Below are 21,238 nucleotides of genomic sequence, written 5' to 3'. Positions count from 1 at the left end.
GAGTCGCTGGTTGCTCAGCCAGACCCCGGCGAGAGCAACCAGCGACCCCTCACCACCGCTAGATCGAGCATTCAGCTCACGTGCACGTCGGGGCGACGAGAGCGCTCCTTCTCCGCGCGCCGCAGCACCTCGCGGGTCACGGGCGCCACCTCGCCGACGCCGGTCACCAAGAAGCGCAGCATGTTCGAGATCGGGCTGCCTTCCGTCCACTCGAAGTAGATGTCGGGCACGACGCCCGTCACATCGCGGATCTCGAGCAGGATCGTCGCGATCGTGTTCGGCACGTTGCCGCTGCGGACCTTCAGCACGCGGTACCCGTGCACCGAGTACCCGCACACCTCGAGGTCCTCCTCGAAGTTGGAGGAGTCGTCGGGGTAGACCTCGAGGAACATGATCGGCGACCGCATGGGAATGCCGCTGGCCTTGCGCTCGTCGGCGAGCTTGGTCTTGTACTCGAGCCGTGAGCCGTCGTCGGGCTCGTTCGACACGATGCGGACGGCTCCGTACTCGTCGGCGTCCTCCTGCACGAATGCCAGGGCGGCGGCGTCGAGCGAGACCGAGGTGGCCCGGAGCTGGAACGAACGGCGCACGCGCGACAGGATCGACACGACGACGATCCCGGCGATGAAGAGGGCCGCGATGCGCACGCCCTCGGGGCGCTCGATCACGTTCAGCACCGTCGTGTAGCCGAAGACGGCGACTGCGACACCGAAGCCGATGGTGCGCTTCTGCTGGCGCTTGTGCAGGGCCGACAGGAAGACGGCGACCGAGGCCGACGTGATGAGCACGAGCACTCCGGTCGCGTAGGCGCCGCCCTGAGCGTCGACGTTCGCGTCGAAGGCGAGAGTGATGATGAAGGCGATGGCGGTGAAGACCAGCACGAGCGGGCGGACCGCGGCGGCCCAGTGCGGGGCCATGCCGTAGCGGGGCAGGTAGCGCGGAACCAGGTTGAGGAGGCCGGCCAGGGCCGAGGCGCCGGCGAACCAGAGGATCGTGATGGTCGAGATGTCGTAGACCGTGCCGAATCCATTGCCCAGGAACTGGTGGGCGAGGTAGGCCAGCGCCCGCCCGTTGGCCTGTCCGCCCGCCTGGAACTCCTTCTGCGGGATCAGCAGCGTGGTCGCGATGCTCGACGTGATCAGGAAGCAGCTCATGACGATCGCGGCCGTGGCCAGCAGGCGCTTGGCGCCGCGGATGCGGCCGAGCGGACGCTCGGGGGTGTCGTCCGTGTCGCCGGTGATCTGAGGCATGACGGCGACGCCGGTCTCGAAGCCGGAGAGACCCAGTGCGAGCTTGGGGAACACCAGCAGCGAGATCCCGACGATCGCGAGCGGATTGGAGTGCTGGGTGGTGAGCGCCTGCCACCAGTTCCCGATCACCTGCGTGTTCTCGCCGACGTGCACGAAGGCGACGACGATGACGACGGCGTTCAGCACCAGGTAGAGGCCGACCAGCACGACCGCGATGCCGATCGCCTCCTTGAAGCCGCGGAGGAAGACGACGGCGAGCAGCGCGATCAGGAAGAGCGTGAGCGGTACCTGCGCCCCGTGGAACCAGCCGGGCGCGTACGGGTTCTCGATCGCATGGGCCGTCGCGTCGGCCGCCGACAGGGTGACCGTGATCATGAAGTCGGTGGCCGCGAAGCCGAGCAGGATCAGCACGAACAGCTTGCCGCCCCACCACGGCAGCAGCCGTTCGAGCATCGCGATCGAGCCGGAGCCCTTGAAGCTCTCGCGGGCGACCCGGCGGTAGACGGGGAGCGCGCCGAGCAGGGTCAGAAGAACGAGCACGATGGTCGCGAACGGCGACAGCAGGCCCGCGGCGACGGCCGCGATCGCCGGCTGGTAGCCCAGCGTCGAGAAGTAGTCGACGCCGGTGAGGCACATGACGCGCCACCACGAGTGGGTCTTCTCGGGTGCCTCGGCGTGGGGGCCGGGGTGCACCCCGGAGCGGTCGCTCAGGCCGTCGAGCATCCAGGCCCGGAGGGAGTTCCTGCGCAGGGCCTTGATCTGACCCTGCTCGAGGGCGTCTGTCTGACCGGTTCGGTCGGTGGTGGTCACGGTGCAGTTCTACTCGCCGAAAGTGAATCCGGAGGGGAGGCTAGGCCCAGACGCCCGAGGTTCCGCGTCGGTGGCTGCCCAGCAGGTGGGTGTCGACGATGCCCGTCGCCTCCATCAGCGCGAACATCGTGGTCGGGCCGACGAAGCGGAAGCCCTTCTTCTTGAGGGCCTTCGACAGGGCGACCGACTCGGGCGACGTCGTCGGGATGTCGGCGAGGGTCAGGGGCTCGGGCGTGACCTCGGGACGGAACGACCACACGAGGTCGACGAGCCCGCCCTCGTCGCGAAGCGCGATCACGGCCCGGGCGTTGTCGATGGTGGCGTCGACCTTGAGCCGGTTGCGCACGATGCCGGCGTCGGCCATCAGCCGTGCGCGGTCGTCGTCGTCGAAGGCCGCGACGACCTCGGGGTCGAAGTCGCGGAACGCCGCACGGAAGTTCTCGCGCTTCTTCAGGATCGTCGCCCACGAGAGGCCCGACTGGAACGCCTCGAGGCTCAGCCGCTCGAACAGGCCGCGCTCGTCGCGCACGGGCATGCCCCACTCGGTGTCGTAGTAGGCCTGGAGCACGGGGTCGGTCGAGGCCCAGATCGGGCGGGAGAGGCCGTCGGGGCCGACGACGAGGGGTTCCGGGGGCATACTCCAAGCCTAGGAGGGGCCTCCGACGTTCCTGCGCCCGGTATTCTGGGGCAATGCGTCTGGCGAGTGTCCCCGAGACGACTGCGCCTCTCACGAGTGCTGTAAGGCCTGCGTCGACGCGGGTCGACCTGCACCAGCACCTGCTGCCGGTCGAGTTCCTCGACGCTCTCCGCTCGCGCTCGGCTCTGCCGCGCATCGTCGACGACTGGACCCTGCTGACTGAGGGCGAGTCGCCCTACTCGGTGAACCCGACGGCGCACGACGTCGAGAGCCGCCGCTTCCGCGAGCTGGCCGAGGGCAAGGGCGACGTGCTTCTGTCGCTGCCGGGCAACCTCCGCGTCGAGGAGCTCCCGTTCGACGACGCCCGCGAGCTCATCGCCGTCTGGCACCGGTCGGCGCTCGAGCTCGGCGAGCCGTTCCGCGTCTGGGCGGCCACCCCGATGAACGAGTTCGACCTCGACGGCGTCGCCGCGATCCTCGCCCACGACCGGGTCGTCGGGCTGCAGGTGCCCGCGACCAGCCTGGCGTCGGCGGCCGATCTCGAGCGCCTCGAGCCGGTCTTCTCGATCGTCGAGCGCGCAGGCAAGCCCGTGCTCTTCCACCCGCGCCACGTCGTCGCGGCCCCGAACCACGGTGTCGCCACAAGCGACACCCTGCCGCGGGCCGAGCAGCTCAAGACCGCCTGGAACACCTGGGCCGACGGCGGCCGCGACCGGCACCCCGCCCTGCGCGTGGCGTTCATCGCGCTAGCCGGGCTCGCGCCGCTGGCGCACGCCGCAGCCTCGGCACGGGGCGGACGCGTGCCGAAGAGCGATCCCAACGTCTTCTACGAGACCAGCGCCTACGACGAGCGCGCGATCGACGCGATGGCGCGCATCGTCGGCGTCGCTCCGCTCGTGCACGGCTCCGACCGGCCGTTCCGCCAGCCCCGCGACCCCGAGCTCGGCCGCCGCTTCAACCACGCCGTCTTCTCGCAGAACCCGCGCGCGCTCCTCGCCGGCCCGCCCTCGTAGGTGCCCCGGGCGCAGGAACTAGCGGGCCGTCGTGAACCCGCCCTCGCCCCGTACCGGCACGTCGCCCACCTCCACGCCGTCGACGCGTGCGGCGGCCGGCCCGCCGTCCCGAACCCACGCGAGCAGCTCGGCCACCCGGTCGGGCGTACCCTCCGCCTCGATCTCGACGCGGCCGTCCTCGCGGTTGCGCACGAACCCCGCCACCCCGATGCGGTTCGCCTCGTGCTCGGTCCAGTAGCGGAATCCGACGCCCTGGACGACGCCGTCGACCAGCAGGCGGCGGCGGATGAGGTCGGTCACGCCTGCACCCTACCCACGCGGAGCACGGAGCGTCCTCCGATGCGTGCCGCGTAAGCTCACCGCCAGTGGGTGCTCGACGAGCACCTTGACACACGGGGGCCGCGACGGAGCGGCCCCGACCTTCGAATGAAGGAGTCGCACCATGTCCGACACCGCTTCCATCCGTCTCCCGCGCACCGCTTCGGTCCGCACCCGTCCGGCCAAGGCGGCTCGCGCCGCTCGTCCGGCTCGCACCATGGCCTCGCCCCGCGCGGCCTACCCCGCCGGCACGTACGTCGTGGTCGACGCGGAGTACGCGGCACGCCCCGCCGGCACCTTCACCGGTGCTCCTGCGGTCGGCCGCGCCGACGGCACGTTCGTGTCGGTCGATGCGCTCGGCGCTCGCGGCGCCGGGTCGTACGTCGACTGAGCTCGCACCCTTCGGCGTTCGCGACGACGGAGATCCTCTACCCCAGCCCCGCCGATCGGCGTCGGGGGAGGCCGGCGGCGAGGATCTCCGTCGCGCGGCCTACGGGCGGCGTCGCGTCCGGACCCTCGCGGCGACCATCAGGGCCACGCCCGCGGCGAGCAGCAGCCCGCCGGCGGCGAACGGCAGCTCCGGGGCCGAGCCGGTCATGGCCAGTTCAGCCGGGTCGTCTGCGGCACCCGCGATGACCGGGGTGGGAGAAGGGGCCGGAGAGCCTGAGACCGGAGGCGCGGGCGGGGCCGGCGGAGCAGGCGCCGCGGGCTGGGCCAGCGGTGTCGCGAGGGCGCCCGATGTCGTGGGCGTCGTGAACTCGATCGGCTGGTCGTCAGCCCCGTCGACGACGATCGTGTACGGCTGGCCGGGCAGCAGCTCGGCCGTGAATCCGCCGTCGGCGTCGGTCGTCGTGGTGGCGGTCGGCGCGTCGTCGCCGTCGCGGGTGATCACGATCGGGGTGTCGGCCGCAGGCTCTCCGCTGGGCGTGACGATGGTGGCGGTGACCTCGACCGGCGGGATCGTGAAGTCGAAGTCCAGGCCGGGGGTGTCGGCGTCGAGCGTGTCGAATGTGATCGGATCGGCGGCCGCTGCCTGCGGGGGAGTGGCCACGGAGACCGTGTATCCGCTCGTCGAGACCAGGCCGGGCACGCTCCAGGTGCCGTCGCCCGCCGTCGTGGTCGTCGCGACCGCCGTGCCGGAGGCGTCGCGGATCGTCAGCTTCGCGCCGCCGTAGGCGGCACCGTTCACGCGGACGGCGCCGGACGCAGCGAACGTCTTCGTGGCGAACCAGGTCTGGTAGACGGGGAAGCCCGAGCGCCACTGGTAGGTGATCGTCAGGGTCTCGAGGGGCACGGACGGGCTGAACCAGCCCGAGGCGCCCTCGGTGTCGGTGGCCGTGGCGTTTCCGGTGAGCGTGGCCCTAGCCGGGTCCCAGGTCGGGAGGTCGTGGGCCTTGGAGGCGTCGCACGAGGGGCCGCCCGCGCGGTCGCAGTAGTTGTAGGCGCCCTGGAACCCGAGCGCGTCGACCGGGACGGCGTCGCCGTTCACATCGGTCGCGGTGATGGTCGCGGCATCGGCGTCGATGTCCCCGACGACGAACGACCAGCCCGAGGCGGGGGTCGGAGTCGCGAACGTGTAGGTGGTGACCGCGGGTGACGCGGCGTTGTTTGCGTTAGGTCGCTGGTTCAGGTACGGCTTGCCGCGGCTGGTGCCGTAGACCTCGCCCACCGGGGTCACGTTCGCCTGCCACGTGGACACGCCGCTCGGGGTCGTGGCCGCGCTCGACGTGCTCGTGAAGGCGGTCTCGGGGAAGCCGCCCGGCAGAGACATCGTGCCGGTGTACGCCTTGCTGGAGCCGGCCACGGCGAAGGTGCCCCACGCGCCGGCCTCGGCCGCGCTGGCCGGGGCGGCGCTCACGAGGGCGAGCGCCCCGACCGCGGCGGCAGCGACGATCACGGCCCCGACGCGAGAACGAATGGACGAGACGGTGATCATGGCGTGCGCCTTCCCCTGGCAACAGTGACTCTGTGGGGTGAGCTTAAATCACACCCGCCACATCTGTCACCCGGGGCTGTACCCCGTTGCCGCTACCTCTTCTTGACCTTCGAGACGACGTCCTCGTTGAACGAGGTCTTGGCCGCCTTCTCCTTCTTGTCGAGGCGCTTCTCCTTGAGGGAGCGGGCGGCGGGTTTCGCGGTGTCCTTGCGGGCGGATTTGTCGGCCATGGTGGTGCCTCCGTTCAGAACCTGTGCGGTTCCGTGGCCCCCGAGGCTACGGCGCTTGCAGCGCGTTCTGACCCGGGGCAGGCGGATTGGCAGGTTCACGGCCGCGCGCCCGGTCGGCGGCCAGTGACAAGCTGTGGCCATGACCGAGGTCGCTCGACGCCGCCTGCGCGCTCAGGGTGTCGCCGGGCGCGGATTCTCGAGCGTCCCCGAGGCGGCGTCGGGCTTGCTGGCCCTCCAGGCGCAGGATCTCCATGCGGTCAAATGGGCCCTGGCGCTCCGCTCGACCGGTTCGCTCGCCGACGTCGATGCGGCCCTCGACTCGGGCGCCATCGTGCGCTCCTGGCCGATGCGCGGCACCCTCATGTTCGCCGCCCGCGACGACCTGCGCTGGCTCACCGAGCTGCTCGGGCGGCCTCGCTCGGCGGCGTGGCCGTCGACGACGGCGACCTCGAGCCCCCGGGTGGCACGGCGTCGCCGGTTCGTCGCGGCGACGTGCGGCTGCTCGGGGCGTTCGACGAGTTCCTGCTCGGGTACGCCGATCGCACGGCCTCGTTGAGGCCGGAGCGCTTCGCCCGGGTCGTGGCCGGGGTCGAGCGGCGGGCGGCCGACTACGCCCGGTACCTCGGGCGAGAGCTCGACCTGTCGGTCGGCGCCGCCTGACGTCGATCGGCGTCCGTCCGCCTCTCAGCGCATGTGCGCCCCGTGGTGCGGCCGCGACGGCCACCAGAACGCGTTGCCGGTGACGAAGACGAGCGCGGGCACGAGCACGGTCCGCACCACGAGGGTGTCGAGCAGCACGCCGATGCAGACGATGATCCCGACCTGGGTCAGGGCGACGACCGGCAGCACTCCGAGCACGGCGAAGACGGCGGCCAGCAGCACGCCGGCGCTCGTGATCACGGCCCCGGTCGACGAGAGGGCGCGGATCATCCCGGGGCGGGTGCCGTGCAGGGCGGACTCCTCGCGCGCCCGCGTCGTCAGGAAGATGTTGTAGTCGACGCCGAGCGCCACCAGGAAGAGGAATGCGAACAGCGTCACCGACGAGTCGAGCGCGTCGAAGCCGAAGACGTGCGTGAACAGGAACGTCGAGGCGCCGAGGCTGGCGAAGAACGTGGCCAGGACGCTCGCGATCAGGAGGATCGGCGCGACGAGCGACCGCAGGAGCAGGAGCAGCACCACGAAGACGATGGCCAGGATGATCGGGATGACGAGGTCCTGGTCGTGGTTCGCGGCGTTCTGGGTGTCGAGGGCGGTCGCGTCGGTCCCGCCGACGAGAGTCTGCGCCAGAGAGCCGTCGCCGTCGGCATAGCCGTCGCGCAGCCGCTCGATGGTGCGGAACGCGGCGTCGCTCTCGGGCTCGGCCGTGAGCGAGACGCTGATCTCGGTGCGTCCCGCGTGGGCGTCGCCCGCCGTCGCGCTCGAGACGCCGGTCGTGCCCTTCGCCAGCTCCGTGGCGTCATCGGCGACCGAGGTCGGAGCGAGGACGGTCGTGCGGCTGGTCAGGCCCGCCGAGAACGAGCGGTCGATGACCTTCTGCGCTGTCACGCTGGCCGGGTCGCCGAGCAGCTGCGCCGTCTGCGAGAGGCCGACGGCGTATCCCGACAGTCCGAGCGCCAGGACCCCGAGGCCGACGACGGCCACGACGGAGACGACGACGGGTCGATGCGAGACGCGGGTGCCGAGACCGGCCCAGAATCCGCGCGGAGTATCGCCCGTCTCGGGAGTCGTGTCGGCGACGCGAGGGATGAACGGCCAGAACAGGCGACGTCCGCAGATCACCAGGGCCGCGGGGAGGGCGACGAGGGCGAACACCATCGCGACGACCACGCCGACGGCGCAGGCGAAGCCGAGAGCGCGGTTGGTCGACAGGGCGGCGAGCAGCAGGGTCAGGAGGCTGAGCGCCACCGTCCCGCCGCTGGCGGCGATGGCCGGCCCCGCGCTCGTCACGGCAGTGCGCATGGCGGCGAAGCGGTCGGGGGTGCGCGTGAGCTCCTCGCGGTACCGGGCGACGAGCAGAAGGGCGTAGTTGGTGCCCGCCCCGAAGACGAGGACCGACAGGATGCCCGAGATCGAGGCGTCGACGGTGAGGCCGAGCGGCTCGGCGAGGGCCTTGACGACCACCCCGGCGAGCCCGTCGGCAGTGCCGACGACGGCGAGCGGCACGATCCAGAGCACCGGGCTGCGGTAGGTGATGATCAGGAGGGCGGCGACCACCAGCACCGTCACGAGCAGCAGCCGGAAGTCGGCGCCGGCGAACGAGTTGCTGACGTCGTCCTGGAACCCCACCGGGCCGGTGAGCTGAGCCGTCAGGCCGGACGGGAGCGACTTGGCGGCCGCGGTGCGGAGGTCGGCCGCGGTCGTGCCGACGTCGTCGGACGACGAGACGGGCACCGCGACCAGGGCTGCCGAGCCGTCGTCGCTGAACTGCGGGCGGACGGCCTCGGGTGTGGTCGAGAGCGTCGCGAGGGCGGTGGCGCGCTCGTTGATCGCGGTGCGGTCGGCAGCGGTCAGATCGTCGCCGCCGCGGTCGTAGACCACGATTCCGACGGTCGTGTCGGCGGAGGGGAACGCCGCGAGCAGGGCCGACACCTTCGCCGACTCGGCGCTGGCGGGCAGGCCCGACGGCGGGTACGAGTCGGAGGCCGGCTTCGGCAGGAAGGCGAAGAGCAGGGCGACGGCGATGGCGGTCAGCCCCAGGACGAGCCAGGAGCTGCGGCGGGAGCGGAAGGCGGCGGAGAAACGGCGAATGATGAGATCCTTCAGCAAATCGATGTCTTAGTCACTGAGAAGTCTAGATGCTAAGAGTTCTACTCCGTTCCGGTAGATTCTGCAACGAGGAGGTTCTCCCGATGAACCCGAGCACACGACCCGACTCCGGTCGGCGCGCCGAGATCGTCATGCGCCTGCAGATGCTCATGACCGAGTCGCGTCACGTCGCCACCGCGTTCTCGACACAGCACGGACTCTCGTCGAGCGACCTCGACGCACTCCTCTACGTGATGCACCAGCAGGACGCCGGCTCGCCGGCCACGCCCGGCGGCATCGCCGAGGCGCTCGACCTGACCTCCGGGGCGGCGACCGGCATCATCGACCGGCTCGCCCAGGCGGGGCACGTCGTGAGAACGCGCGATGAGCAGGATCGGCGGATCGTGCGCGTCCATTTCGCCGAGCCCGCCCGCGACGTGGCACGCGGCTTCTTCGCCCCGCTCGGACGCCTCACCGACGACGTCATGGCCGGCTACTCGCCCGACGAGCTCGACGCGGTGACGCGGTTCCTGGGCGAGATGGGCGACGCGATGCGCGAGCACGGGCGCGGGGGAGCGGCGGCGGGGTAGTTCCTGCGCCGGGCTACCGTCTCGGCCGCCGGTCAGCGATCCCGGTGTCTGATCTCCGCCTTCCGCACCGTGAAGCCGCCATCCTGTGCGAACAATCCCACTCGGCCGTCGGTCCGGTCGTACAGACGCGTGCTCAGGGCGACCCCGCCATCGATTACGGCGACGCAGATGTCATGGTCGAAGTGGACCTCCAGTCGGTGCGTGCCTGCCGGGAGTGCGACTGATCTCTCGAGCTCGACCGCGTGGGGAACGTCGCCGAGCACCTGCCACTGCTCGTCGCCGGTTCGTCCTCGCGGCCATCGATCCAGGACCATCCTGTTCCGCTGCGGTTCGAGACGAAGCGCGTAGCCCTCTTCGCCGTCGTCGGAGGATCGCAGCAGGACCCCGCATGACTGAGAGCCAGGCTCGATGTCGATCTCGACGGCGAAGATGCTGTCGGGCTCGAGGACGGGGCCGAGCCAGGCGGAGAATCGATCTCGCGCGCCAGCTCCGACTCGAGGATCTGCGCCATTCGCAGCAGTGAACTGCTCCGTGACATCGATGTCCGCGCCGTAGGCGTCTTTCACCGCGTCGGGAAGGTCGAAGGCCAACGATCCGTCGGAGCGCTGATGCGCCTGGAGGATGGACATCGTGCCCGCCCACTGCCACGCGCCGTCATCTCGCTCGCCCTGCTTGGAGGCGATCCATCCGACGAAGAAGCGGTTTCCGCTGAGCTCCACGGTCTTGGCCGCGTAGAAGGCTCGGCCGTCGATGGTGTCATCCGCTGGGGCATGCCAGGGGCCGTCCGGAGTAGCCGAGACGCGATAGCGGGTGCAGAACGAATCCGTGAACTCCGAGTACACGAGGTACCACCAGTCGCCCCACTGGAAGACATCTGGACACTCCTGTGTGATGAAGCGGTGGGGCTCCCATGCGGTCCCGGCGTCGCGCCAGGTCACGAGGTCGTCCGATTCGAGACGGGCTACGACACCCGAGCGGCGGAACGGCTTGTCGATACGGCGAGCGGCCATCAGCATCTGCCAGGGTCCGCCCTCGGACGGGCGGAAGACGAACGGGTCTCGCCAGTCCTGAGGTGCGTACTCGGGCCCTGCGGGCAGATCCCAGTCGGGGTGCTTCGTCCACTGCGTGAGATCGCCCTGCGAGGTGGCGTGGCAGACGACCTGCGCATCTCCATCGGTCCCGTCTCGACTCACCCTGATGCGAGGGTTGTGTCCCGTGTAGAACAAGTGGAAGAGACCGTCAGAGTCGCGTACGACACTGCCGGTATAGCAGTCGAAGTCGGCAGCATCGGGCCCGCCCGAGGGCAGGATGACTCCCCGGTCGACGAATTCGACGAAGTCCGTCGTCGTGACTGCGGCCCAGGGCATGCCGAACGGCCGCTCCAGCGGGGGTTCGGAGGGTCGTTCGTCGAGGAGATAGAAGAGCCATGCGGTGTCGCCGACGGCGAACGGAATGACGTCTCCGACCCACGCGGACGGCGGACGGAAATGCGTCGATGGGCGATTGCTCACTCGAATCCTCTTGTAGGGGGTGCTGACAGGGATTGCCGGGGGATGAATCTGCACGACACGATGTGCCGCACAGGTGCCCTGCCTTCGAGCAGGAGCATCGCCGCCTCGAAGCCCATGCGCTCGTGAGGCAGCGCGACAGTCGTCAACGACGGATGCATCTGATCGGCGAGGTCGGGCTGGTCGTCGAATCCGACGATGCTGATGTCTCGAGGGCAGCTGAGGCCGCGCGCCTGTGCGGCCATCATGGCGCCCACGGCCATGCGGTCGTTGCCGCAGACGAACACGCTCGGATGGCCCTCCTCGAGGGCAGACGTGGCAAGCTCGTACCCGGATCCGACCTGGTAGTTGCCGTACTCGAAGCGGATGCCGGACGGATCAACTCCCGCTTCCGCAGCGGCGTCGAAGAGCCCGCGGACGCGTTCCCGGCAGGCGAAATCATCCTCGGGGCCGCCCAGGAAGACCACATCGCGATGGCCTGACTCGAACACCGCCATGGCGGCGTCGCGGCCTCCCCGGTACTCGTCAGCGAGCACGACGGCGGCCGTGGTGTCCGTCTCGGGGAAGCAGTTGACGAAGACGACCCGGGTTCCATCCGGGACGTCGATGGGATAGACGATCTCGGGGCCGGGCGCTGCGTAGATGAGGCCGGCGACACCCTGGCGCACGAGGTTCTCGACCGCGGCCTTGCCCCCGTCGGGCGTCTGCTCGGTCTCGACGACGAAGCAGACGTAGCCCGCGTCCTGCACTGCTCGTTGGATTCCTGTGATGATCCGACCGGCGTAGGGCTGGGAGACGACTCTGTCGGCTATCACGCCGACCGTGTAAGACCGATTCGAGCGCAACGCCTGCGCGGCACGGTTGGGCTGGAAGTCAAGATCTTTCGCGGCCTGGATGACGCGCACGCGGGTCTCGTCGGCCACCGACACATCGCGCCGATCGTTCAAGACGAACGAGACCGTGGGCTGGGATACGCCGGCGGCCCGAGCGACGTCTTTCATTGTCACGCGCCTGGCCGGCTCGGGTGCTTCACGGCTTGCCATCTGGGCCTCCTTGTCTGTCTCATCATGGCAGAGGCAAATACGTATTGCCTAGTCACTGCCACTTGTGTAAGGTCGTGCCAGCAAATACGTATTGGCTCACCACGAGGTGGGCCGGACAGCGCTCAGAGAGGAGCGGGTAATGGTCTCAGCATTTCAATCACCCATCGATCGTCGAACCCTTTTCAAGGCAGGCGGGGCGGGGCTGGCCCTGGCAGGACTGACGAGCCTCGCCGCCTGCTCGACGAACACCGGAGGCGGGGGCGGCGGAACCGTCACCATGCTCTACTTCGGCGAGCAGAGCGCTGCGACGACGTTGCAGAAGGCGATCGAGCCGAAGATCAAGGCGCTGGACAAGAACGCGAGCTTCCAGGTCACGGCGATCAACGGCACCGACTGGAACGACTTCCTCGCAAAGGTTCTGACGCAGATCGCCGCAGGCAACGCCCCCGACATCGTCAGCGTCGCAACGGAGGGTCAGCAGCTGCTCGCCTCCAAGGACCTGCTGGTCCCCCTCGACAGCTACGTGACGAAGGACCTGTCGTCTCTCGACACCTACTTCTCTGGTGTCCACCCGGTTCTCGTCGAGTCGACGATGTACGAGGGCCACCTCTACACGCTCCCCGACAGCTTCAACGCCGGCAGCATGTTCTACTCCACGAGCGTCTTCGAGAAAGCCGGTCTGGATGCACCCAAGAGCAACTGGACGATGGACGACTTCCATTCTTCGGCTGGCAGCATCGCCAAGATGGGCGGCAACACGAACGCCTTCGACTGGGTCGTGCGCCTGTGGGGCAGCTGGACCTCGTTCCTGTACGCCAACGACGGCAACCTGCTCGAGGAGGGCAAGTACTCCGGCGGTGACTGGCTCTGGAAGAGCGACGCCTTCAAGAACAACGCCATCGGCGTGAGCGGTCGCAACGGCGGATGGAAATGGGGTCAGCCGACAGCCAATTCCGACGCTGCCGTCGAGGCGCTCGAGTACATGATCGACCTCCAGAAGTCGGGCTACTCGCCGTCGCCCGATGTCGGAGGCGGTGCGACCCTTCAGGGACTTTTCGCCTCGGGCCGGATCGGCATGGCCATCGGCGGAGGATTCTGGGCCGGCGGCCTCCACAACGCGGGCATGAAGGACGGCAGCTTCGACGTCGTGAACTTCCCGACCTGGAAGAGCAACAAGTCGCTCTTCGGTGCCGGCGGCTACGGCATCTTCAACTCCTCGAAGAAGAAGGACCTCGCCTTCGAGGTGGTGAAGCTCATGGTGCAGCCGTCGACTTTCGACACTCTGTGGCCGGGCAATGTGACCACCCCCGCCCAGAAGCCCCTCATGACAAGCGCCCGGTACGCTTCCACCGGACCTGCGCACTGGTCTACGTTCTACGACCAACTGGACAACTCGGTTCCGATCTCGGCACCGCCGTACTACAACGCTCTGGCGACATCGCTGAATCAGCGCACCACGGAGGCCATCTCGTCCGGCAACGCCAAGAAGGCTCTCGACGGCATGCAGGCCGATTTCGAGCAGGCAGCGAAGCAGTCGTCCTGATGTCAGCCACTCTCGAACGCCGCGATGGCTCGGCCACGGGCCCTCGCCGCGTGACCCCGCATGCACGCCCGGGTGCCAAGAGGGCACGCCGTCGCGAAGCCACATTCGGCTTTCTCATGATCGGGCTCGCCGTCATCTTCGTGGCGGTCTTCACCCTTGCCCCGATCGTCGCGTCCCTCGGGTTGTCCTTCACATCGTGGGACGTCTTCACGCCTCCGAAGTTCGTCGGTCTGGACAACTACACGCGGCTCTTCACCGATGGGCAGGTGCTGGCATCGTTCGGCGTCACGATCACCCTCGCCCTGGCAATCGTGATCCTGCAGATTTCTCTCGGGATGCTGCTGGCGGTGTTGGCCAACAACCGGCGCCGGAACGCCACGCGGGTGTTCTTCCGCACGTCGTTCTACCTGCCGTTGCTGGCATCGACGGCCGCCGTGTCGATCTTCATGGGCTATATCTTCGACACCAAGTTCGGCCTCATCAACTACTACCTCGGCGAGCTCGGCCTCTCGGGCGTGCACTGGTTGAACAATCCATTCTCGGCAAAGGTCACCATCGTCCTCGTCGTCGTGTGGCAGCAGGTTGGCTTCACGTTCGTCCTCTTCGTCGCAGCCCTCATGTCCGTGCCCGTCGATGTGCAGGAAGCCGCGGCCATCGACGGGGCCGGTCCGTGGCGCACGCTGTTCAGGATCAAGATCCCGCTGATCAGCCCGACGATCCTGTTCGCGACAGTCATCGCGATGATCAATGCGATGCAGCTGTTCGACCAGCCCTTCATCATGACGAAGGGCGGGCCCGGGACGGCCACCACGACCGCGACCATCGCGATGTACCAAGCCGGGTTCCAGAACCTCCAGTTCGGATTCGCCTCCGCCATCGCCATCCTGCTCCTGGTCATCATCGGCATCATCACGGGCCTTCAATTCATCGCCGCACGAAAGCTGGTGTTCTACCAATGACGACAGAAATCCTCCACCCGGTCCCCGCTCTCGACGACAACAAGCCCCGTGTCGACGGCGTCGTCCGACGCAGGAAGCCCCTTGTCACGGTCGGCAGCGCCCTCGGCCTGGTAATCCTGATCATCGCCGCCGTCTTTGCCCTCGGTCCGCTCCTCTGGACCCTGACGACATCGCTTCGGACGCCCGCCGCGTCGTTCAACAATCCGCCGCAGTGGTTTCCGGTGGACTGGGACTTCAGCAACTACGCCGCCGTGTTCCACCAGCTGCCGATCGGACAGTTCTTCTTGAACAGCGTCGTCGTCACCCTGCTCATCGTCGTCGGGCAGACGGTCACCTGCAGCCTGTCGGGGTACGCCTTCGCCATGATCTCGTTCCCGGGGAAGAACACGATCTTCGGGATCTTCCTCGCGACGATGATGGTGCCGATCCAGACGATCATCATTCCGGTCTTCGTGATCCTGAAAGACATCGGCCTCACCGGCTCGATCGCGTCTCTCATCATCCCGGCCCTCGGCAGCGCGTTCGGCACGTTCCTGATGCGGCAGTACTTCATGCAGATGCCCAAGGAACTCGGGGAAGCCGCTCGGATCGACGGTGCCAGCCAGTTCGGCGTCTTCCGGCACATCTACATCCGCATGGCGAGCCCCGCTGTGGCGACCCTGGCGATCCTGAACTTCTCGGGCTTCTGGGCGGAGTACTACCGCCCTCTGATCTTCCTCAACCAGCAGAACACCTTCACGCTCCCGCTGGGACTCGTGGCCCTTCAGGGCAACCTCGGCACCGGCTCGATCTCGGTCGTCCTCGCCGGCGTGATCCTGACCATGATCCCCAGCGTTCTCCTCTTCATCCTCGCTCAGAGGTACTTCATCGAAGGCGTGACGGCAGGATCATCCCGATGAACGAGACTCCGGCCGGATCCACTTCGGCGCGCAGGGAAGGACCTCCGTCAATGACACGCACAGCCGATCACCACCTTCCGCGGTTCCATGTCCGCCTTCCGCGCGGGTACGTCAACGACCCCAACGGACCGATCGACATCGGTGGCCAGGCGCACCTGTACTTTCAGTCTCGACCCCGGGTCGACATCGAGATACCCGTCGAGTGGGGCCACGCGACCAGTGACGATCTCGTTCACTGGCGCCTTCACCGCCCAGCCATCGTGCCTGTTCCGGGTGGTGCGGACTCGGGCGGTGCCTGGTCCGGCAACACTGTGCTTCACAGCGGAGCCGTCAGGGCCTACTACTCCGGAAAGGTCGACCACAATCCCTTCCAGTCGGTGCTGATGGCCGAGTCCCTCGACGACGGCGCCACCTACGGGCCGCCCCGGCAGGTCGTCGCCGACCCGGCCGCCGACGAGGGGATCACGATGTTCCGGGATCCCTTCGTGTGGTACGACGATGGCGCCTGGTCGATGGCTGTCGGCGCTGCCGCCGACGACCAGACGGCATCGATCCGCCACTACCGGTCCGCTGACGGAGTCGACTGGGAGTACGTCGGCGATCTCGCGTCGATGCCCCGAGGCATCGTCAACGACGTCGACACCGGAGAGGGATGGGAGTGCCCCCAGATCCTCTCGGTGGGAGGCTCAGAGGTTGCGATCGTGGCCTCGTGGTCACACGCGGCCGGCCCGGGCGACGTCTTCGCCATCGCCCTCGACGGGCCGCAGATCCCGCACAGGGTCGATGACGGCCACAATTTCTACGCCGCATCCGTCATGCGGACGAGCTCATGGGGCCCGGTCTTGTTCGGGTGGGTCACTGAAGGACGCCCGATGGACTGGTCTGCGGCCGCAGGATGGTCGGGTGCGATATCGGCACCGCGAACGACTTGGTTGCAGGACGGACGGCTCGCCTCCGAGCCGCATCCGGCTCTGAGGTCGCTCCGACTCGGCGACTCCCGGTCCGGCCGCAATGCCACTATCGGGGCTCAGGCCGAGGTGGTTCTCCCGGTCGCCGAGACGGGCGTGCTCCGGCTGCGCTTCTCCGATACCGAGTACCTCCTCATCGCCGTCGATGCAGAAGCCGACTCGATCTCGATCGACCGGAGGCACGCCAGCTCGGACACGCGGGCTGACGCGAGGCCGGCCATCGCGAGGGATGCGTTCGCCCCCTCGACCGCTCGACCCGCCGTGCGGATCCTGATCGACGGATCGATCGTCGAGGTCTTCACGAGCGCCGGAAGATCTCTGACGACCCGCGTCTATCCGACGACGGCTCCGCCCTGGACTGTCGACGGGCCCGCCGAGGCGATGGTGTGGGATCTCGAGAGTGCATTCTCCCTCGAGCGCGAGCGCGAGCGCGAGCGCGAGGGCGCCGCCGTGGCCGATCCCGACCACGTCCTGGCCAGACGATGACCGAATCGGACACGGAGTGAACGGGGCGGCGATCGTGATCGCCGGGGAAGCGCTCGTCGATATCGTGACCGGGCGAGCAGGTAGCGAGATACCCGGGGGAAGTCCTGCCAACGTCGCTCTCGGGCTGGGCCGCCTGGGCGCCGACGTCGAATTCGCGACGTGGCTGGGGAATGACGACCGAGGACACCGGATCGCGCATCTGCTGGAGGCATCGGGAGTACGACTCTCGGCGGGCGCCTTCGGAGCTCGGCGGACCTCGACGGCGACAGTGCATCTGACCTCCGGGGGCCAGCCGAGCTACGGCTTCGATGTCGAGTGGGACCTCCCGCGCCTGGAGCAGATTCCGAGATGGCTTCACATCGGCTCGATCGGCGCGTTCCTCCAGCCGGGTGCCGGCAAAGTCCTCGAACTGGTCCGGAGGACGACGGCGTCGGGCGGCACCGTGTCCTTCGATCCGAATATTCGCTCAGATCTCCTCGAGGAGGTCCCTGACGCCCGGGGCTGGTTCGAGCGCCTCGCTCAGGGCGCACAGGTGCTGAAACTCTCGGATGAGGACGCCGAGTGGCTCTATCCCGGCTTCGACACCGATCGTGTTCTCGACCACCTCCTGCGACTCGGAGTATCGCTGGCGGCTCTGACGCTCGGCGGGGAAGGAGCTGTCCTCTCAACGTCCATCGCGCGAACCCGGGTCGCGGGGCGCTCGGTCGCCGTCGTGGACACCGTGGGGGCGGGAGACACGTTCATGGCGGCGCTGATCTGGCAGCTCTTCGACCGATCCGTGCCGTGGTCGTCTCTGACCGAGACGGATCTCACCCGGCTCGGCACTGTGAGCGCCGCAGCGGCGTCCATCACGGTCGGGCGGCGTGGCGCCGACCTCCCGAGCATCGGCGACCTGCGCAAGACCATGCGTGACGTTCACGTGTGACTGCTCGATGCGTCGAGGTCTCCGCTTCGGCCGTCCCGCCGCCCCACCCGAAAACCTGCCGCGCGGCAAGGGTAGCCTCGGAGCATGTCTTCGACGTATGTCTCGGCGCTCGACTTGTTCTCCGTCGGTATCGGCCCCTCCTCGTCGCACACGGTGGGGCCGATGCGCGCGGGGCGGAGGTTCGCCGGCGAGGTGGCGGGTTCCTGCGCCCCGGGCTCCGTGGAGGCGCTCGAGGTGACGCTGTACGGATCGCTCGCGGCGACCGGGATCGGCCACGGCACGCCCGACGCGGTGATCGGCGGGCTGATGGGGCTCGATCCCGAGACGTGCGACCCGGCGGCCGTGCGCGGGCTGGCCGAGCGGACCACCGGCACGCTGCCTCTCGACGGCGTCGGCGAGGTGGGGTTCGCCGGCGTGCGTCTCGCACCCCTCACGCGCCTGCCGGCGCACCCCAACGCGCTCTCGTTCGAGGTGCGCTCGACGACGGGCGAGACGGTGCGCCGCGACGTCTACTACTCGGTCGGCGGCGGGTTCGTCGTCAGGGAGGGCGAGCCCGACCAGGCGCTTCCCGACCGCGAGGCCCCTCTCGGATTCGACACGGCCTCCGAGCTGCTGGCGCTCTGCGACGAGCACGACGCCCCGATCGCCGACATCGCCTGGCGCAACGAGGTCGCCCTGCACGGGGCCGACGCCGTGGTCGCCGGGCTCGAAGCGCGCTGGGCGGCGATGGAGGCGTGCATCGACGCCGGCTTGACCGCGACCGGCGTGCTCCCCGGCTGGATGAAGGTGCCCCGGCGAGCCGCCGACGTGGCCGCGCGCCTGTCCGAGGTGTCGGCGACCGACCCCGATGCCCCGGCTCGCTGGCTGCAGGCGTTCGCGCTCGCCGTCAACGAGGAGAACGCGGGCGGCGGCCGGGTCGTGACGGCACCCACCAACGGAGCCGCCGGGATCATCCCCGCCGTAGGCCTCTACGCGATCCGCTTCCTCGGCATCGAGCGCGCCGCCGTCGTGCGCGACTACCTCCTGACCGCCGCCGTGATCGGCTCGCTCTACAAGCGCAACGCCTCCATCTCAGGAGCCGAGGCCGGCTGCCAGGGCGAGGTCGGGTCGGCGTCGTCGATGGCCGCCGCCGGCCTGACCGCGGTGCTCGGCGGCTCGTGGCGCCAGATCGAGAACGCGGCCGAGATCGCCATGGAGCATCACCTCGGCCTGACCTGCGACCCGGTCGGCGGGTTCGTGCAGGTGCCCTGCATCGAGCGCAATGCGATCGCGGCAGGAACGGCGGTCTCCGCCGCCCGGCTCGCCCTCCTCGGCGACGGGTCGCACTTCGTCAGCCTCGACACCGTCGTCGAGACCATGCGCCAGACCGGCCGCGACATGTCGGCGAACTACAAGGAGACCTCGGCGGCCGGCCTCGCCGTCAACGTCATCGAGTGCTGACCCGCTCGAAGTGGCGGGGCGGGGAGAGGGACGGGGCTAGCGGGCCAGGAGAGCCTCGACCCCGGCGGCGGTGAGTGCCAGTTCCTGCGCCACCGGCTCGCCGTCGAGGGTGGCCACCGGGGCGATCTGGCGTCCTGACGAGGCGAGCCACAGGGCGGTCGCGGCGTGGAGCTCGTCGACGGTGATGGCGCGGTAGGCGGTCGAGCCGCCCCGTGACTCGACGTCGGCGAAGAACGCCGCCTGCGTGGTGCCCTCGAGCACGCCGAGCGAGTCGGGCGTGGTCACGTAGACGCCGTCGAGGAGTGCGATGACCGTCGAGTTCGGCCCCTCGAGCACGATGCCGTCGGTCGACACGAAGATCACGTCGTCGGCCCCGCGGCGGGCGGCCTCGCGGAGCGCCGCCTTGTTGACGGCGTACGAGAGCGTCTTCGCGCCCTGCAGCAGCCACGGCGAGGTGTCGCGGACGTCGCTCCGGTAGCCGCGGTCGAGGGTGACGACGGCGATCCCCGCCGTGCGCTCCTCATCGAAGCCGCCCGCCTCGAACAGGTGCACCCAGCCGGTGGGCGCCGCTGACGCCGACCCCTCGATGCCGCGGGTGTAGACGAGCTTGACGAGCAGCTCGGGCGCGGTGTCGTCGGCCAGCTCGATGCTCCGCAGCACGGCCTCGCGCCAGACGTCGAGGTCGGGCACCGGGAGGTCGAGCATCGCCGCCGACCTCGCGAGGCGCGTCAGGTGCGGCTCGAGGGCCTGGGCTCGGCCGCCGACGACGCCGATGCTCTCGAAGACGCCGTCCCCGCGCGTCACGCCCAGGTCGAGCACCGACACCTGCGGGGCGTCGGGGTCGGCGGTCGTGATGGTTCCGGCGGGGTCGATGATCAGCAGCACTGGCGATGTCATACCCCGACGCTACCCTTCTGGCATGGCCAGCAAGAAGAAGACCGAGTTCGAGGCGCCGCGTCTCGACGAACCCGATCCGCAGGGTCTCGACGACTCCGCGGCCGAAGAGCTGGGCTCACGCGAGTCGCACGACGCCGAGCGGTTCACCGGCGGCGACCTCACCGAGTACGACCTCGAGGGCTCGCGGTTCAGCGAGTGCGTGTTCGAGCAGCTGACGCTGACCGGCGCCCGGCTGCGCGGCAGCCGCTTCACCGAGTCGGTGCTCGTCGAGTCGTTCGCGCCCGAGCTGAAGGCGTCACGCACCTACTGGCGGGCCGTGCGGTTCGACCGTCCGCGCTGGGGCTCGGCCGAGCTGTTCGACTCCGAGCTCGAGTCGGTGCGGATCTCAGGCGGCAAGATCGACTACCTCAACCTGCGGTCGTCCAAGCTGACCGACGTCGTCATCGAGAACTGCTCGATCACCGAGCTCGATCTCGGCGGCGTCTCTGCGACGCGGGTCGCCCTGCTCGACTGCCGCATCGGCACCCTCGACGTGACCGGCGCCCGGTTGTCGTCGGTCGACCTGCGCGGCGCGACCTTCGACCGGATCGACGGGGTCGACGACCTCGGCGGCGCCGTCATCGACGACCTCCAGCTCCAGCTGCTCGCTCCGATCCTCGCAGCGAGAATCGGCGTGCTGGTTCGGTGATCCCGTGTCCCGCGGGCGCATTGCCGGCGTCGGCCGCGGGGATCCGGGCTCTGGCGAATCCGCCGCGGCGGCGCAATGTCGACGAACGTAACGCGTAAGGCGAACGAAACATGGCGGTGATACCTTGTGGATCACAAGCAACGCGCTCCGGGGTCAGTGAGATTCTGAACCGGCGGTATAGTCCGCGACCCGCACCGCACGGCGATCATGACGATCGCACGGCGAGGCGGCTGAACTGGTGTGATTCCAGTACCGACGGTGAAAGTCCGGATAGGAGGCAGCGCGTGCCCGTGCGCGTCATCCTGCGCGCGGGCGGCGGCCGTCGGCCGACCCATCCCCGGAGCTCTGACAAG

20 protein-coding genes and 1 riboswitch are annotated in these 21,238 nt (G+C 69.0%); of the genes, 11 read left to right on the top strand and 9 right to left on the bottom strand.

Features of this window, described 5'->3' with window-relative positions:
• Positions 1 to 71: 71 nt before the first annotated feature.
• Positions 72 to 1,973 (bottom strand): APC family permease, encoded by a 1,902-nt coding sequence (locus AC3CBB_RS10550; RefSeq protein WP_488626739.1) that lies wholly within the window; start codon positions 1,971 to 1,973, stop codon positions 72 to 74.
• A 127-nt stretch (positions 1,974 to 2,100) separates the two neighbouring features.
• Positions 2,101 to 2,697, bottom strand: coding sequence for a DNA-3-methyladenine glycosylase I (locus tag AC3CBB_RS10545; protein WP_123505279.1), 597 nt, complete (start codon positions 2,695 to 2,697; stop codon positions 2,101 to 2,103).
• A 53-nt stretch (positions 2,698 to 2,750) separates the two neighbouring features.
• Between AC3CBB_RS10545 and AC3CBB_RS10540 the strand changes: the two genes are divergently transcribed.
• Positions 2,751 to 3,710, top strand: coding sequence for an amidohydrolase family protein (locus tag AC3CBB_RS10540; RefSeq protein ID WP_123505278.1), 960 nt, complete (start codon positions 2,751 to 2,753; stop codon positions 3,708 to 3,710).
• An 18-nt stretch (positions 3,711 to 3,728) separates the two neighbouring features.
• Here the strand turns inward: AC3CBB_RS10540 and AC3CBB_RS10535 are convergent, their stop codons facing one another.
• Positions 3,729 to 4,010, bottom strand: a complete 282-nt coding sequence (locus AC3CBB_RS10535; RefSeq protein WP_123505277.1) for an acylphosphatase — start codon at positions 4,008 to 4,010, stop codon at positions 3,729 to 3,731.
• A 142-nt stretch (positions 4,011 to 4,152) separates the two neighbouring features.
• Here AC3CBB_RS10535 and AC3CBB_RS10530 point away from each other — a divergent pair, with 142 nt between their 5' ends.
• Complete coding sequence (locus AC3CBB_RS10530; RefSeq protein ID WP_123505276.1) at positions 4,153 to 4,419, top strand: hypothetical protein; 267 nt, start codon at positions 4,153 to 4,155, stop codon at positions 4,417 to 4,419.
• Between the two features lie 99 nt (positions 4,420 to 4,518).
• Here AC3CBB_RS10530 and AC3CBB_RS10525 read toward each other — a convergent pair whose 3' ends face one another.
• Both AC3CBB_RS10525 and AC3CBB_RS10520 read right to left on the bottom strand, forming a co-directional pair.
• Positions 4,519 to 5,964, bottom strand: a complete 1,446-nt coding sequence (locus tag AC3CBB_RS10525) for a hypothetical protein (protein WP_488624532.1) — start codon at positions 5,962 to 5,964, stop codon at positions 4,519 to 4,521.
• 92 nt (positions 5,965 to 6,056) lie between these two features.
• Entirely contained in the window at positions 6,057 to 6,194 is a 138-nt protein-coding gene (locus AC3CBB_RS10520) for a hypothetical protein (RefSeq protein ID WP_488624531.1), read from the bottom strand.
• Positions 6,195 to 6,333: 139 nt separating this feature from the next.
• On the opposite strand from AC3CBB_RS10520, the gene AC3CBB_RS10515 reads away from it, so the two are divergent.
• The gene (locus AC3CBB_RS10515; RefSeq protein ID WP_488624530.1) at positions 6,334 to 6,750 is read left to right on the top strand and encodes a DNA glycosylase AlkZ-like family protein; all 417 of its coding nucleotides are present in this window, start codon (positions 6,334 to 6,336) and stop codon (positions 6,748 to 6,750) included.
• Positions 6,751 to 6,878: 128 nt separating this feature from the next.
• Here AC3CBB_RS10515 and AC3CBB_RS10510 read toward each other — a convergent pair whose 3' ends face one another.
• Positions 6,879 to 8,960 (bottom strand): MMPL family transporter, encoded by a 2,082-nt coding sequence (locus tag AC3CBB_RS10510; RefSeq protein ID WP_488624529.1) that lies wholly within the window; start codon positions 8,958 to 8,960, stop codon positions 6,879 to 6,881.
• 83 nt (positions 8,961 to 9,043) lie between these two features.
• On the opposite strand from AC3CBB_RS10510, the gene AC3CBB_RS10505 reads away from it, so the two are divergent.
• Positions 9,044 to 9,529, top strand: a complete 486-nt coding sequence (locus AC3CBB_RS10505; RefSeq protein ID WP_488624528.1) for a MarR family winged helix-turn-helix transcriptional regulator — start codon at positions 9,044 to 9,046, stop codon at positions 9,527 to 9,529.
• Positions 9,530 to 9,561: 32 nt separating this feature from the next.
• Here AC3CBB_RS10505 and AC3CBB_RS10500 read toward each other — a convergent pair whose 3' ends face one another.
• Both AC3CBB_RS10500 and AC3CBB_RS10495 read right to left on the bottom strand, forming a co-directional pair.
• Positions 9,562 to 11,040, bottom strand: a complete 1,479-nt coding sequence (locus AC3CBB_RS10500; protein ID WP_488624527.1) for a GH32 C-terminal domain-containing protein — start codon at positions 11,038 to 11,040, stop codon at positions 9,562 to 9,564.
• Positions 11,037 to 12,038, bottom strand: coding sequence for a LacI family DNA-binding transcriptional regulator (locus AC3CBB_RS10495; RefSeq protein ID WP_488624526.1), 1,002 nt, complete (start codon positions 12,036 to 12,038; stop codon positions 11,037 to 11,039). Before AC3CBB_RS10495 ends, AC3CBB_RS10500 begins: the two co-directional genes overlap by 4 nt.
• Before the next feature lie 181 nt (positions 12,039 to 12,219).
• Between AC3CBB_RS10495 and AC3CBB_RS10490 the strand changes: the two genes are divergently transcribed.
• From AC3CBB_RS10490 to AC3CBB_RS10465, 6 genes are all read left to right on the top strand, one after another.
• Positions 12,220 to 13,623, top strand: coding sequence for an ABC transporter substrate-binding protein (locus tag AC3CBB_RS10490; protein WP_488624525.1), 1,404 nt, complete (start codon positions 12,220 to 12,222; stop codon positions 13,621 to 13,623).
• Between the two features lie 116 nt (positions 13,624 to 13,739).
• On the top strand, positions 13,740 to 14,582 hold the full coding sequence (locus AC3CBB_RS10485; protein WP_488624524.1) for a carbohydrate ABC transporter permease: 843 nt from the start codon (positions 13,740 to 13,742) through the stop codon (positions 14,580 to 14,582).
• On the top strand, positions 14,579 to 15,481 hold the full coding sequence (locus AC3CBB_RS10480) for a carbohydrate ABC transporter permease (protein WP_488624523.1): 903 nt from the start codon (positions 14,579 to 14,581) through the stop codon (positions 15,479 to 15,481). Before AC3CBB_RS10485 ends, AC3CBB_RS10480 begins: the two co-directional genes overlap by 4 nt.
• A 50-nt stretch (positions 15,482 to 15,531) precedes the next feature.
• Entirely contained in the window at positions 15,532 to 16,935 is a 1,404-nt protein-coding gene (locus tag AC3CBB_RS10475) for a glycoside hydrolase family 32 protein (RefSeq protein WP_488624522.1), read from the top strand.
• 16 nt (positions 16,936 to 16,951) lie between these two features.
• Positions 16,952 to 17,860, top strand: coding sequence for a carbohydrate kinase family protein (locus AC3CBB_RS10470; protein WP_488624521.1), 909 nt, complete (start codon positions 16,952 to 16,954; stop codon positions 17,858 to 17,860).
• Positions 17,861 to 17,944: 84 nt separating this feature from the next.
• Positions 17,945 to 19,300 carry an L-serine ammonia-lyase gene (locus AC3CBB_RS10465; protein WP_488624520.1) on the top strand — a complete coding sequence of 452 codons (1,356 nt, stop codon included), beginning with the start codon at positions 17,945 to 17,947 and terminating at the stop codon, positions 19,298 to 19,300.
• A gap of 36 nt (positions 19,301 to 19,336) precedes the next feature.
• Here the strand turns inward: AC3CBB_RS10465 and AC3CBB_RS10460 are convergent, their stop codons facing one another.
• A complete protein-coding gene (locus AC3CBB_RS10460; protein WP_488624519.1) occupies positions 19,337 to 20,197 on the bottom strand; it encodes an aminodeoxychorismate lyase in 861 nt (286 codons plus the stop codon).
• 22 nt (positions 20,198 to 20,219) lie between these two features.
• Here AC3CBB_RS10460 and AC3CBB_RS10455 point away from each other — a divergent pair, with 22 nt between their 5' ends.
• The gene (locus tag AC3CBB_RS10455; RefSeq protein WP_158614158.1) at positions 20,220 to 20,885 is read left to right on the top strand and encodes a pentapeptide repeat-containing protein; all 666 of its coding nucleotides are present in this window, start codon (positions 20,220 to 20,222) and stop codon (positions 20,883 to 20,885) included.
• A 138-nt stretch (positions 20,886 to 21,023) separates the two neighbouring features.
• Positions 21,024 to 21,173: riboswitch (FMN riboswitch) on the top strand.
• Positions 21,174 to 21,238 lie beyond the last annotated feature (65 nt).

Source organism: Frondihabitans sp. OV104 (genome assembly GCF_057787745.1).
Note: the sequence above shows the minus strand (reverse complement) of the source record. Positions and strands in the feature narration are given on the sequence as shown.

Excerpts from the sequence above, each read along its gene's own strand:
- AC3CBB_RS10545 (WP_123505279.1), bottom strand. The coding sequence starts at position 2,697 with ATGCCCCCGGAACCCCTCGTCGTCGGCCCCGACGGCCTCTCCCGCCCG.
- AC3CBB_RS10475 (WP_488624522.1), top strand. The coding sequence starts at position 15,532 with ATGACACGCACAGCCGATCACCACCTTCCGCGGTTCCATGTCCGCCTT.
- AC3CBB_RS10520 (WP_488624531.1), bottom strand. The coding sequence starts at position 6,194 with ATGGCCGACAAATCCGCCCGCAAGGACACCGCGAAACCCGCCGCCCGC.
- AC3CBB_RS10485 (WP_488624524.1), top strand. The coding sequence starts at position 13,740 with ATGATCGGGCTCGCCGTCATCTTCGTGGCGGTCTTCACCCTTGCCCCG.
- AC3CBB_RS10505 (WP_488624528.1), top strand. The coding sequence starts at position 9,044 with ATGAACCCGAGCACACGACCCGACTCCGGTCGGCGCGCCGAGATCGTC.
- AC3CBB_RS10495 (WP_488624526.1), bottom strand. The coding sequence starts at position 12,038 with ATGAAAGACGTCGCTCGGGCCGCCGGCGTATCCCAGCCCACGGTCTCG.
- AC3CBB_RS10480 (WP_488624523.1), top strand. The coding sequence starts at position 14,579 with ATGACGACAGAAATCCTCCACCCGGTCCCCGCTCTCGACGACAACAAG.
- AC3CBB_RS10540 (WP_123505278.1), top strand. The coding sequence starts at position 2,751 with ATGCGTCTGGCGAGTGTCCCCGAGACGACTGCGCCTCTCACGAGTGCT.
- AC3CBB_RS10550 (WP_488626739.1), bottom strand. The coding sequence starts at position 1,973 with ATGCTCGACGGCCTGAGCGACCGCTCCGGGGTGCACCCCGGCCCCCAC.
- AC3CBB_RS10530 (WP_123505276.1), top strand. The coding sequence starts at position 4,153 with ATGTCCGACACCGCTTCCATCCGTCTCCCGCGCACCGCTTCGGTCCGC.
- AC3CBB_RS10490 (WP_488624525.1), top strand. The coding sequence starts at position 12,220 with ATGGTCTCAGCATTTCAATCACCCATCGATCGTCGAACCCTTTTCAAG.
- AC3CBB_RS10465 (WP_488624520.1), top strand. The coding sequence starts at position 17,945 with ATGTCTTCGACGTATGTCTCGGCGCTCGACTTGTTCTCCGTCGGTATC.
- AC3CBB_RS10460 (WP_488624519.1), bottom strand. The coding sequence starts at position 20,197 with ATGACATCGCCAGTGCTGCTGATCATCGACCCCGCCGGAACCATCACG.
- AC3CBB_RS10515 (WP_488624530.1), top strand. The coding sequence starts at position 6,334 with ATGACCGAGGTCGCTCGACGCCGCCTGCGCGCTCAGGGTGTCGCCGGG.
- AC3CBB_RS10455 (WP_158614158.1), top strand. The coding sequence starts at position 20,220 with ATGGCCAGCAAGAAGAAGACCGAGTTCGAGGCGCCGCGTCTCGACGAA.
- AC3CBB_RS10525 (WP_488624532.1), bottom strand. The coding sequence starts at position 5,964 with ATGATCACCGTCTCGTCCATTCGTTCTCGCGTCGGGGCCGTGATCGTC.